This window comes from Candidatus Bandiella woodruffii (assembly GCF_034359465.1).
Lineage (GTDB): Bacteria > Pseudomonadota > Alphaproteobacteria > Rickettsiales > Midichloriaceae > NDG2.
The window spans coordinates 890414-902810 of sequence record NZ_CP110820.1 but is presented as its reverse complement, the minus strand read 5'-3'; the positions used below and the strand labels follow the sequence as shown (position 1 = coordinate 902810).

Genomic DNA, 12397 nt, shown 5'->3' with positions numbered 1-12397 from the left:
AAAGTGTTATTACTGGGCCTTTAAACCCTTCCCCACCACAGACTGCATCAATGCTTTATGGATAAATTCATCTATGTCACCATCCAAAACTGCTGATGTATTGGATGTTTGCCATTGTGTTCGCACATCTTTAACCATCTTGTATGGATGCAAAACGTAAGATCTAATTTGATTTCCCCAGCCTATATCCGTTTTTTCTGAATTTTTTTGATCATCTTTGTCTTCCATTTTCTTTATTTCCATTTCGTATAACTTTGAGCGCAGCATGGACATACATTCCTCTTTATTACGGTGTTGAGACCTATCATTCTGACACTGCACAACTATTTTTGTGGGTAAGTGAGTTATTCTAACCGCACTATCTGTTGTGTTAACGTGCTGTCCACCAGCACCAGAAGAGCGATAGGTATCAATTCTTAAATCAGATTCTTTTACTTCAATGGAAATATTTGTGTCAATTTTGGGATAAACCCAAACACTTGCAAAACTTGTATGCCTTTTTCCAGCGCTGTTAAACGGGGAGACTCTGACCAATCTGTGCACACCTCGTTCGGTTTTTAGCCAACCAAACGCATTGTGCCCTTGGACTTTAAATGTTACAGACTTGATCCCAGCCTCATCCCCAAGCAAATTGTCTATAATTTCGTAAGAAAAATTATGTCTCTCCAGCCACCTCATATACATCCGCATTAATATAGATGCCCAATCGTCACTTTCTGTCCCGCCAGCCCCTGAATGAATCTCTAAAAAACAGCCATTCTCATCCAATTCACCGCTAAACAAACATTCTACTTCCTGTTTTTTCACCAGCTGTTCTAACTTTTTTAGCTGAAGCAAAACCTCGCTATAAACTTCTTTATCCTGTTCTTTTTCGGATAATTCAATCATCTCCAGATAAGTTTGTAGTTCCTTTGTTATTGATTCGATTTTTCCAATATTATTTTCAAGATAATTTTTTTCCTTCAGTACCAATCTTGCTTTATTTTGATCGTTCCATAAGTTAGGATTTTCAACTTCTTTTAACAAATCTTGTAATCTTTTTTGCGCCTTCTCTAAGTCAAAGATAACCTCTTAGTAGCTCCAATGATTTTTCTATGTTATTGTTGATGCTTAAGATTTCAGGATTCATAAAAAAGTTTTATTAAAAGTGTCAATTATTGATATATTACCAAAAATCCAAGGAAAGTACAGAAAAAAGGCTAATGTTGGGAAAATGTGTTGGTTTCAGACTGATAGCATAGCAGCGGTTTTGTTTATACCTAAAGATATCGAAGATTTAGAACACTTCTTGTCTCACAAACCTAAAAACACCCAAATTTACATTATGGGAATAGGTTCTAATTTGTTAATTCGCGATGGTGGAATAAATGGCGTAATGATAAGGTTAGGTGCGGGGTTCAACTATACTAAGCACGATGATCAATATTGTGTGACTGTTGGAGCTGCATGTTTGGACTTGAATGTTGCAAATTACGCTGCAGCAAACTCGATAGCTGGACTTGAATTTTTTGCTGGGATACCTGGAAGTATAGGTGGTGCTTTGGCGATGAATGCGGGGGCATATGGTAATGATACCGCTGCAGTTCTAATTGAAACCAAAGCAATAAATATAACAAATGGAACGCGTGAGACCTTTCAAAACAAAGATATAGGTTATTATTATAGAGGAAGGCATTTAGGTGATGAATGGATATTTTACGAAGCTAAATTACAAGGTAAAAAAGGTGACACATCAGAGGTATCAAGAAAGATAAGAGAGATACAAACGCAGCGACAGCTAACCCAACCAATAAAATCAAAAACTGGAGGGTCAACTTTTAAAAACCCTGCTAGCCATAAAGCTTGGCAGCTTATCGACCAATGTGGATTAAGAGGGGCAAAACAAGGGGGGGCAAAATTTTCAGAGCTACACTGCAACTTTTTGATCAATGAAGGGGGGGCAAAAGCTTCTGATATAGAGCACTTAATTCGGCTTGCACAGAAAAGAGTCCAAGAAACATTTGGCATAGAATTGCAAAGCGAAATCAAGATTATTGGCGAAAAAGAGCGCCTGGAAGAATAATCTTAACAAAACTATCTATATAGGGTGTCAAAATTTGCTATTTTGCTATTTGATGAATATTTAATTTGACACTGTGTACCTATGTTGTTAATACATAATGAGGTATGCCTCTAGTAAAGTAAGAGTTTGAAAATTTATAGACGACAAGATAACTTCCAAAAGAGCTATGAGTGATGAGCATGAGGAGCGTATAAAAGTGCACAACTAAATGCGGGGGGCGGAATACGATGGCGCCAATTTTTGAAGTTATTTTATTATGTAATGCTCTCTATTTTTTTAGAGACGTTTTTATTTTAAGGCGAAGTAGCTCAGCTGGTTAGAGCAACGGAATCATAATCCGTGGGTCGGGGGTTCGAGTCCCTCCTTCGCTACCAGATTTTGGCCGCTATAGCACAGTGGTAGTGCACTTCATTGGTAATGAAGAGGTCGTAGGTTCGATTCCTACTAGCGGCACCATTAAGCCTATTCAAATAATTGTGAGTATATACTCCGATAACTTGAAAAATTGGCGTCGTCATACTTCGGATTTCGCATTTTGTTACGTACATATGTACGCGCCCATACTCATCGCTTGTATTCCTAGCTCTTTTCCAAGTTCTTTGTCGTCTATAAATTTGCCAACCCTTGATTTACTAGAGGTATACCTCGCCAAATTTAAAGCCAGCTATAGCCTGAATTTTGGGCAACGGTTGCAAAGAAAGGAGTTTTTAAATCACAAATGGAAAGCCTCGCATTTGCGCGCGACTCCCCCAAGGCTTGACATTTACCTTTTTTATTATAAATGTGTTTACAATTTGAAAGATTTTCTATTGGCGCTTACAATCAAATCCATAATACTTTCTCCCACTAAAGGTATATCTATAATAAGTAAAATTTATCCCCAAGTTTATTTTCGTTTGCGCAAAATATCACGGCAGTACTTAAATAACTTATTTTCCAGTTTAAACGCATGAGATATGCTCAGCTCATCCCCAACATGCGCCACAATTGGGATTAAATATTCTTGGGTGTTTTGCGCCTCATTGACTTGTTTGCCCTCTGACCTGGCCCCAATGGTTTCCAAATTGTGCAACCTATCGATTTCTTTGATGAGCAAAGCTTCATGATCACCAGTTTCATGCAGTTTATCCACCACTTCTTTTAAACTCAGCTTTTCAATTGTTTTACCATTCTCAACCTGTTTTTTATTGGTTAATCTGCAAACAATTTGGGCAACACGTGGATTGAACTCTTTTTCTATCAACTCAACCGTGCAGTCACTGTCCTCCACAACATCATGAAGTATTGCAGCTATTATTACATCGGTTTTTAAATAAAATTCTGTCATAATCTCAGCAACTGCAAACGGGTGGGAATAAAACGGTTCCCCATTGTCTCGAGGATTCTGTCCAGCATGCCATTTCTTAGCAAATTTAATGGCTTTTCTTATCATCGGAATGTTCAGCTCTTTGTTCTCCTGTTTAGCTTTGTTTAATATGATATTCATCAACTTTTGTTGGTGTTTACATTCCGCACTATATGCCATATATGCCTCTTTATCTTCAACAAAATCATCAGATTCCATCTCTCCCATCAAAGCGGTGTCTGGGATGCCATCTTCGTTTGGATAGTTATAATAACGCCCCTTCTTGATCTCCAGTTTTTTTACATGATTGAGTCCGTATAAAAATCCAATGATAACCGGGCAATACAACACCCAAAGAGCGTAATATCCAAAGTAATCAGTTAATGGTGCCAATCCAAAAGAAGCGATTGTAAAACCCAAAGCATTGCCTATCGCATAGCTAGTGGCTGCCGTTCTAAACCGTTTAGCAACTGAAAAATGTTTAAACCATACGGACATTGCTAAAGTTCCAAATGCACTGCATCCCGGTATGAACATGGTTAACTGTATGAAAAATAGAGAAAGTAAGTTTGTGGTGTTATTTAACCAGTATGGGACAAATAATAAAAGCGCAATGAATATAGTTATAGTCGTTTTTGTTATTTTTAATGGGTGATACTTTCTTACAAAATATATAGTAATCAACGACATTATAACTGTGCAGATAGAGACTTTTAAATTTTGACTAACTACTTCCGCAGAACTCAGGCCCAGAGACTTTTTCATGAAATTTCCCAAATATATATATATGTGACATAAATATAAAATGGCATTATCAATACACTCAAGATGCAATATAAGACAGTTTTTGGATTGATTTTCTCCTGACCGAAGGAAAGGGATTCTATATCTTGTCCACTTTGCTCCGCTCTGTTTTTCATTCTGCGTTTAAAATCTACAAATTCTGGAGTCTCTCTCAACCTCATTCGAGCAAAAATACCAACAAAAGCTATAACTGCGCCTATCCAGAAAGCTAGTCTCCAATTAAGATTCATGGAAATAGACAGTAGCGCGATGCTTAATGCCAATAACCCGCCCAACCTGGTAGCGGTTCCAACCATTCCGCACGCAACATATCTTGTTGGTGACTTTAGAACCTCAGTGAGATATATAGACGCACCCATAGCTTCGCCCAAAGATGAGAATCCCTGCAGCATTCTGCATATTATCATAGTGATACTAGCTGTTACTCCTACCTCAGCATAAGTACCAACGCTTGCCATGGTGGCGCATGAGGCTGCCATTATAAATGTTGTGATCATTATCGTAGACTTCCTTCCTATTTGATCCCCAACCCAACCAATTACAAAGCTTCCTATAGGACTTATGATGAAGGTGGATGCAAACGTAAAAGATGTGAGTAGTTGATATGATAAGGGGTCATCTTTTGGAAAAAATAATTCGTTGAGCACTACAGCCATATGGACATATAACATTAAATCAAAGTACTCTAAGAACGTTCCTATCGACAATATCCCTATAGCTTCTCTCTGGTTTCTGTTGATAGCATTTGGATTATGACTCATATTTCTTCCTATGTCATGTTAAAAAGAAGCCTTTCAACACTCAATATTACGCCACCTCAAACAGTAGACACAACACACCCTAATTTCTCAATAATACTTCACATTTGCTTCCGCCAGACAAGTAACGCATAAAATTTATACAAAGTCAACTTTTTGTTTATTTTGTGGATTGTTAGTTTGCTTAGCCTTACGCTTAGGGTTGAGCTACTGAGCATGAAGTGCAATGTCAACCCTGGGATTATGGTGCTGCAGATCTAACAATTTTATGGGAGATAGGTGACTTCACAAATACAAATATGTTTGTGTTTCGTGAATATTGATGTATACTGTCCCAAACGAAATAAATGAATGTTTATTATGAAAATTAGGTCATCCGTGATATTTTGTATGGTGCTCTTGCTAATGGCCCCAGATATATATGCTTATAGTTTGAAAGACGCTATTGCATCATCGCTGAAAAACAACCAAAGAGTACAGATTTCAAAAAAGCAATTAGAGATAGCGATACTGAAGAAACCAAAAGTCGCTGCAGAATTCCTTCCTAGCGTGAATGCACGACTAGCAAAGAGCTTTGTCAAATATAAGCAGTTTGATGGGATTCCATATACTGAAAATGACCCTCAGGGTTCGTTAGTTCTTAATATTGAGCAGAATATTTTTTCTGGTGGCTCAAGTGTTGCTAAGGCAATAGCTGCTGATGCGGAGGTTAACGCTGCTTATCAACAATATGCCAAAGAACTAAATGATACGATATATAAGTCTATAGAGTCGTATCAAAGCGTGTTAACGCTTAGAGAGTTGGTAAAGGTCCAGGAGAAAAGCGTTGAGATGGGTGAAAAATCAGCTCAAAAGGCTGAGTTGAACGTGGAATCTGGCGCAGAGACTAAGACATCGTTGTCGGTCTCTCTTGCTAATCTTGCGGCGCTGAAAAGTGATTTGGAGTCTTATAAAGTGCAAAAAGCACAAGTTGAGGCTTCATTTTTGTACTACATTGGGGAAGAAGCGCCAAGTGATATGGAAAGTATAGATGCCACCAAATATCAAAAGATAGCTACACTAAATGATTTCCAAAGCTTGGTAAACCAAAAAAATCCGGAGCTGTTGTTTGCAAGACAGCAACTTAGAGCCTCTAAACAAGGAGTCAACATTGCGGCGTCAAGGCTTGCGCCAAGAGTTAGTTTATTTGCAGACATCCTAAGGCAGGATGGGCCAGTTCTTTCAACGAACGGGGTGCAACTAAGAAAAGATGGAGATACTTATGGGATCAGAATGGATATACCTATATTCAATAATGGTGGTGCTGACTACATTGCAATATCTGAAGCAAAAAAGGAAAAGCAAAAGTTTGATTACAGTCTAAGGGACACTGTTGAAAGAATTAAGGCAGAAGCCGTCAGTACTTGGGATCAATACACCTCCAGTATAAATGTTTATAATTTGGCCCTCCAATCTGAGCAACATTATTATCAAACTTACTTAGGGGTACAACTTGAATTTGAAGTTGGTGCGAAGACAATATTTAGCGTTATAGATAGAGAAAGAGATTATAATACATCAGTATTAAATAGATTAAGAAGAGAGGAAGAGAATAAGCTGGCGCTGTTCAAGATATATAAATTAATTGGCAACTTACCAGAAGTTATTAATAGTTAATATATTATTGAAGAAATTGTAGCCTCATCTTGAGGAATTGGGGGTGCAAATCTGGTTTAACGATTGTGCAATTCGTATGAAAAGCTTTTCGTAGTACGTTTTAATATTAAGGTAGAGGTTAGATGAATATAAAGTTAAAGCTTTGGCAAAAGGTGATGGTTGGTATGGCGCTAGGGATACTATTTGGAATGTTCTTTAAGCCATACGCATTGTCCCTTGAACCAATCGGCACAATATTTATGAATATGATTAAGATGGTTGTGGTGCCGTTGATTTTGTTTTCCATTTTAAACGGAATAACAAATATAAGTGATGCCAATACTTTTGGCAGGTTGGGAAAGAGAGCGTTTTTATTATATATGAGCACAACCATGTTTGCCGTAACAACAGGGCTTACACTTGCCAATGTTTTTCAGCCAGGCGCTGGTCTTAGCATAGCTTTAAGTGAGCAAGTACACTCTCCTGAACAAGGACATGCTTTAAAGCATTTGCTTATGAATATTATTCCAAGCAATCCTATTAAAGCAATGGCAGAAGGTAACACATTACAGATAGTAGTTTTTGCGTTCTTCACAGGATTTGCATTAATTTTAATAGGTGATAAAGGGCGAGAAGTGAAAAATTTCATTTCCTCCTGCACCCATTTGATATTCAAAATGATCCATTTGGTGATTCAGCTGACCCCTTATGGTGTGTTTGCGATAATGTCATGGGTGATTGCGCAGTATGGAATTGACATAATGCTTCATTTGAGTAAATTTATTGCTGTTGTTGTTGGAGCGCTGTTTATACAGTACATATTTTTAGGTGTAATGTTATTGGTTTTTGGAAGGGTTAACCCACTGCCTTTTTATAAAAAAATGTCAAATACGCAGTCATTAGCGCTTGCGACATCAAGCAGCAAAGCCACTCTTGCAACAGCTATATCTGAATTAAGGAATAAAGTTGGTGTTTCAAAAGAATCTGCGTCATTTATATTACCTCTGGGAGCTGCAATAAACATGGATGGTACTGCTATTTATCTGGGGATTTGCTCAATATTTTTTGCTCAGATTTTTGGTATTCCATTGGATTTTTATCATTACGTCATACTGGTAATGACAGCGACGATAGGTTCAATAGGAGCTGCGGGCTTCCCAGGAGGTTCCATGGTGATGATGGGAATGGTATTGTCATCTGTTGGTATTCCACTTGAGGGAATCGGTATTATAATGGGGATAGACAGGCTTTTGGAGATGTTAAGAACAATGATTAACATCACAGGAGATTGTACTGTTACTGTTATAGTGGATAAAATGGAGGGTACGTTGAACGAAAAAGTGTATTATTCAAAGATAACCTCAGAATAGCTGCTGCGTTCGTGGATCAAGATCAGTATTACATGAAGCGAGCTCTTGAGCTTGCAAAGTCTGGTTTAGGGCAAACATCTCCCAATCCTTCTGTTGGATGTGTTATAGTGAAAAACGATACAGTAATAGCTGAAGCAAGAACGCAAAATGGTGGCAAACCACATGCTGAAGCCACAGCTATTGACATGTTGAGAGAAAATTCCCAAGGAGCAATAATTTACGTCACACTTGAACCATGCTGTATTAGCTCAGCTGACAAAGTTTCTTGTGCGGAAAAAATAATCAAATCAAGCTTTAAGAAAGTTGTGATAGGTACGACAGACCCAAATCCAGAAATAAATGGAAGAAGCATACAAATGCTCAAGCAAACCGGCATAGAAATCAAAGTTAACGTGCTTAAAGAAGAATGTGAGGAAGTAATAATGGGGTTTAAAAAAAGAATTTTAGATAAAGTACCTTTCGTCACTCTTAAATTAGCAATGAGTTTAGATGGTAAAATAGCCTTGAAAAACAGGCAAAGCAAATGGATTACAAGCCAAAAACAGCGAGACTTGGCTCATGAATTAAGGGCGCAAAATGATGCAATATTAACCGGAATACAAACGGTCATAGACGACGACCCATTGCTCACTTGCAGATTGCCAAACGTAAGACATAACCCTATACGCATTATACTAGACACAGCTTTTAGAATGCCAAAATATTCGCAAATAGTGCAAACAGCAAACAACATAAGGACCATTATCTTCACCGCTGTAAGCGAGGGGCAAAATCCTTATAAAAACATTGAAGTAATTAAGGTGCGTGCTGATAAAGACGGTTTATGTCTTGCTGATGTGCTTGCAAAGCTGGCGGTTTTAGGTGTGAATAACTTACTCATAGAAGCTGGGCAAAAAGTTAGTACATCATTTATAAAGGCTAAATTGCCGGATAAGCTTGTGATATTCCAATCAAATAAAATCATTGGAGCTGATGGAATAAGTGGCATAGGGGATATGAACATTCCAAACATCAGTGATTGCCCACAGTTCAATACAATAGTGATAGGGGAGAACGATGCATGATTATTATTGACCTTGTTAAACAAGCTGAGGAGTCGTTTAAAGCTGTTGGGATAGAAACATCCATGTTGGATGCAAAAATTTTGTTGGCGCATTGTATGGGCCTGGAGCAGCCACAGGAAATAATTTTTAAACTGCATAGCAGAATATCACAGGATGTCCACGATAGATTTACGTCCTTGGTAAATAGGAGGTTAGCTTTCGAACCAATAGCGTATATAGTTGGATATAAGTGTTTTTGGAAACGCATCTTTAAAGTTAACCACAATGTTTTAATTCCAAGGCCAGAAACGGAACTTATGATAGATGTTGTTCTAAAAAAGCTGGGGCATAAAAAACTTGAAAACTTGCATATACTTGATTTGGGCACGGGAAGTGGATGCATTATTTTATCACTGTTGGACGAATTTAAAAACTCCATTGGTATTGGGGTTGATGTGTCAGAAAAAGCATTAGAGATAGCTGCAGTCAACGCAAACATCAACCAACGAAACCAAAGAGTGAAATTTGTGAAAAGCAACTGGTTTTATGCACTAAATAGGTGGAAAAAATTCGACATTATTGTTGCAAACCCACCTTATATACCAAAGTGTGAATGGGATAATTTGAAACCGAATGTCAAAAATTTTGAACCAAGCATTGCTTTAACTGACTTTTCCCATGGCTTTGAAAATTATGAAATGATCGTGCATAATGCTAAAAATTTTCTTAAAAAAGGCGGTGCTATGGTATTGGAAATTGGCTATAATCAAAGCGATGCCATAAGTAACATATTGGAGTGTGCGGGATATAAATTCGAATTTTACAAAGACTTGCAGGGCATAAACCGTGTTGTATATTCAGTATAAAAAAACGCGCGATAAAATATAACGATGCCAATTTTTCAAGTTAAAGGAGTGTATATCGCTGATGTTATGTAGAAAATGTTATAGTGAAGCAAATATTTGCTGCAATTAATTAATTAATGCGATAATAAATGGTAAGCAGAAATAAAATCGTTATAACGCGTTGCAAAAGTTAGAAAATCTAGGCAATAAATATTTTGAGAAGGCTAGATATAATATGGTCTACAACCAACTAGTACCAAATGGCGTTACCGATAAAAACATCATCGATGCGATGTTGAAAGTATTCCGGCATAAATTTGTTGATAATAAATGGAGGGATGTTGCGTATGTAGATTCTATACTCCCAATCAGGGATACGCAGACATTTATTGATGATAATAGATACCTAATGACACCTATGGTGTTTGCAAAAATGTTGCAAGCTGGCGAAATCAATAGCAATTCCACGGTCCTTGATGTAGGGGTGAATAGTGGCTATTCGTCTATTATTATCTCAACTATTGCACAAAATGTAGTCGCAATTGATGTGGATAGGAGAATTCTTAAAACTGCTTTAGGTCATGTTTTACTTATGCATGCGGAAAAGAAAATAGAGTTTTATGTTACAATGGAATTTAAGCATAATTCTGATGGAGCGAGATTTGATTTGATTTTTGTTAATGGCATACTCAATCAAATTCCTGAATTTTTAAAATCGCGTTTATTGGAGAATGGTCGTTTGACATTAATTGAAAAGAAAAATCATCTCGCGCAAGCGGTAAAGTATGTTAAACATCGTGGCAACTTGATTAGGGAGGTTTTGTTTAACGTTGATGCTGACTATAGGCTTAATGTTTATATGGATCTAAATGGTAGCTTAGTATGAGAAATGACGGAAGATTGTTTGGCCAATTAAGAAAGGTAAAATTGGAAGTTAATTGCAATAAATTTGCCGATGGTTCATGCTTTGTACAGATTGGAAATACTCATGTTATCTGTATCGCGAATGTTGATGAAACGGTTCCCAGATTTTTAAAGGGCACTGGTTCTGGTTGGGTTACTGCTGAATATGGAATGTTGCCAGGTTCAACCAACTCAAGAATGCAAAGAGAAGTGACAAAAGGAAAGGCGAGTGGACGAACTCAGGAAATTCAAAGATTGATTGGCAGGACTTTGCGAACAGCTGTGAATCTAGTCGCATTAAAAGAAAGGCAGATTATTGTGGATTGTGATGTAATCCAGGCAGATGGAGGTACAAGAACTGCATCTATAACTGGAGCTTACGTTGCGCTTTACCTAGCTTTGCAAAAACTCCACAAACAAGGCGGAGTTAATATTTTCCCTATAAAAGAGCAAGTAGCAGCCATTTCTTGTGGCATAATTGGTGGAAACATCTTGTTAGATTTGGATTATAGTGAGGATAGCCTTGCTCAAGTGGATGCAAACTTTGTTATGACCAAAAGCAAAAAAATTGTGGAAATTCAGGCAACTGCTGAGCGAAAAACGTTTTCCCAAGAAGAGCTTTCCCAAATGTATGCGCTAGCTGACTCTGGCATTGGGGAATTGATAAAAAAACAGAATGAAGTTCTGAATATTGCATGATAAGGAATTTTATTTGTTTCTTCTGTTTTTTGGTAGTATTTTTTACAAAAGTTTGGGCTGAAGATTACCCAGATAGATCAGAAGTTTTGCGTTTTAATGAGCAAGATCACTATATTGGCAACGTAAAAGCAAAAGTTGTGTTGATTGAATATTCAGCTTTATCTTGTCCTGGATGTGCATCTTTTCATAGAGATGTTTTTCCAAAAATTAAAGAACACTACATAGACTCAGGCGAAGTACTCTACATATTGCGCGATTATCCAGCGAACGAGCCGGCACTATATGGTGCAATTTTGGCCAATTGTTTCCCACAAGAATATTTTAGAATTATCGATGTCCTATTTAATTCACAAAATAGTTGGGCATTTAGAAAAGACTTCAAAAAAGTGTTGCAGAACATTTCAAGGTTAAGCGGGCTAAATCCAATAAAGTTAAAACAATGTTTTGAGAATAAAGATATGGCTAATTTAATACTTGCGAAGTCCTATACATCAATGAAGGTGTTGGAAATTAACCATACCCCTACTTTTTTATTGGGAGTGTTCATAAATAGATAGAAAGAGCTAAAGCTTTGTTAAAAAATAAAACAAGGGATAATCTTAGCATTTCAGAACACTTGCTAAAGCGTTTAGTCTTGCGATTTAATCTAGCAAGCATATCCCTTAAGGAGGAATTGAAGCTCTCAACCAAACAAGTTTCAGACTTTGTCTGCAGATGTATTTGAGCAATTTTATAATGACAATAGACCTCATACCCATCTGTACACATATAACGAATTTGGTATTTTTCTCCTAGCTCACGAGCTAAATCTACGTAATTTTCTTTATCACCTGAACCTACTTTAAACGCAACAGTTTTGAATCTGTCCCTATCGACAGCAGTCCATATTCTTGTTTTATTCTCTTTTTTTGACGTATGTATATAGCTCATCCA

Annotated in this window: 12 protein-coding genes and 2 tRNA genes; 10 read left to right on the top strand and 4 right to left on the bottom strand. The window is 37.3% G+C overall.

Annotation, left to right across the window (positions count from 1 at the left end; genetic code table 11):
• Nucleotides 1-9: 9 nt before the first annotated feature.
• A protein-coding gene (gene prfB / locus Bandiella_RS05500; RefSeq protein WP_323732714.1) for a peptide chain release factor 2 occupies nucleotides 10-1129 on the bottom strand; the annotation gives its coding sequence in 2 pieces (ribosomal slippage) (nucleotides 10-1059 and nucleotides 1061-1129; 1119 coding nt in all).
• Nucleotides 1130-1147: 18 nt separating this feature from the next.
• Between prfB and murB the strand changes: the two genes are divergently transcribed.
• The 3 genes from murB (at nucleotide 1148) to Bandiella_RS05485 (ending at nucleotide 2518) form a co-directional block, all read left to right on the top strand.
• Complete coding sequence (murB, locus tag Bandiella_RS05495; protein WP_323732713.1) at nucleotides 1148-2062, top strand: UDP-N-acetylmuramate dehydrogenase; 915 nt, start codon at nucleotides 1148-1150, stop codon at nucleotides 2060-2062.
• Between the two features lie 297 nt (nucleotides 2063-2359).
• A tRNA-Met gene (locus Bandiella_RS05490) sits at nucleotides 2360-2436 on the top strand.
• 7 nt (nucleotides 2437-2443) lie between these two features.
• A tRNA-Thr gene (locus Bandiella_RS05485) sits at nucleotides 2444-2518 on the top strand.
• 430 nt (nucleotides 2519-2948) lie between these two features.
• Here Bandiella_RS05485 and Bandiella_RS05480 read toward each other — a convergent pair.
• Nucleotides 2949-3827 carry an HD domain-containing protein gene (locus tag Bandiella_RS05480; protein WP_323732712.1) on the bottom strand — a complete coding sequence of 293 codons (879 nt, stop codon included), beginning with the start codon at nucleotides 3825-3827 and terminating at the stop codon, nucleotides 2949-2951.
• A 341-nt stretch (nucleotides 3828-4168) separates the two neighbouring features.
• Nucleotides 4169-4972 (bottom strand): MFS transporter, encoded by an 804-nt coding sequence (locus Bandiella_RS05475; RefSeq protein ID WP_323732711.1) that lies wholly within the window; start codon nucleotides 4970-4972, stop codon nucleotides 4169-4171.
• 429 nt (nucleotides 4973-5401) lie between these two features.
• Here Bandiella_RS05475 and Bandiella_RS05470 point away from each other — a divergent pair, with 429 nt between their 5' ends.
• The 7 genes from Bandiella_RS05470 to Bandiella_RS05440 all read left to right on the top strand — a co-directional run bounded on the left by Bandiella_RS05470 (nucleotide 5402) and on the right by Bandiella_RS05440 (nucleotide 12021).
• Complete coding sequence (locus Bandiella_RS05470; protein WP_323732710.1) at nucleotides 5402-6625, top strand: TolC family protein; 1224 nt, start codon at nucleotides 5402-5404, stop codon at nucleotides 6623-6625.
• 122 nt (nucleotides 6626-6747) lie between these two features.
• A complete protein-coding gene (locus Bandiella_RS05465) occupies nucleotides 6748-7974 on the top strand; it encodes a dicarboxylate/amino acid:cation symporter (protein WP_323732709.1) in 1227 nt (408 codons plus the stop codon).
• Nucleotides 7975-7985: 11 nt separating this feature from the next.
• Complete coding sequence (gene ribD / locus Bandiella_RS05460; RefSeq protein ID WP_323732708.1) at nucleotides 7986-9038, top strand: bifunctional diaminohydroxyphosphoribosylaminopyrimidine deaminase/5-amino-6-(5-phosphoribosylamino)uracil reductase RibD; 1053 nt, start codon at nucleotides 7986-7988, stop codon at nucleotides 9036-9038.
• Complete coding sequence (gene prmC / locus Bandiella_RS05455) at nucleotides 9035-9883, top strand: peptide chain release factor N(5)-glutamine methyltransferase (protein ID WP_323732707.1); 849 nt, start codon at nucleotides 9035-9037, stop codon at nucleotides 9881-9883. The genes ribD and prmC overlap by 4 nt, the downstream gene beginning before the upstream one ends.
• A 160-nt stretch (nucleotides 9884-10043) precedes the next feature.
• Nucleotides 10044-10748, top strand: coding sequence for a protein-L-isoaspartate O-methyltransferase family protein (locus tag Bandiella_RS05450; RefSeq protein WP_323732706.1), 705 nt, complete (start codon nucleotides 10044-10046; stop codon nucleotides 10746-10748).
• Nucleotides 10745-11464: a ribonuclease PH gene (rph, locus tag Bandiella_RS05445; RefSeq protein WP_323732705.1), complete on the top strand. Its 720-nt coding sequence runs from the start codon at nucleotides 10745-10747 to the stop codon at nucleotides 11462-11464. The genes Bandiella_RS05450 and rph overlap by 4 nt, the downstream gene beginning before the upstream one ends.
• A gap of 29 nt (nucleotides 11465-11493) precedes the next feature.
• Entirely contained in the window at nucleotides 11494-12021 is a 528-nt protein-coding gene (locus tag Bandiella_RS05440; protein WP_323732704.1) for a thioredoxin domain-containing protein, read from the top strand.
• Here the strand turns inward: Bandiella_RS05440 and Bandiella_RS05435 are convergent.
• A complete protein-coding gene (locus Bandiella_RS05435; protein WP_323732703.1) occupies nucleotides 12008-12394 on the bottom strand; it encodes an IS1 family transposase in 387 nt (128 codons plus the stop codon). The two genes, Bandiella_RS05440 and Bandiella_RS05435, sit on opposite strands and share 14 nt — an antisense overlap.
• Nucleotides 12395-12397: the final 3 nt, after the last annotated feature.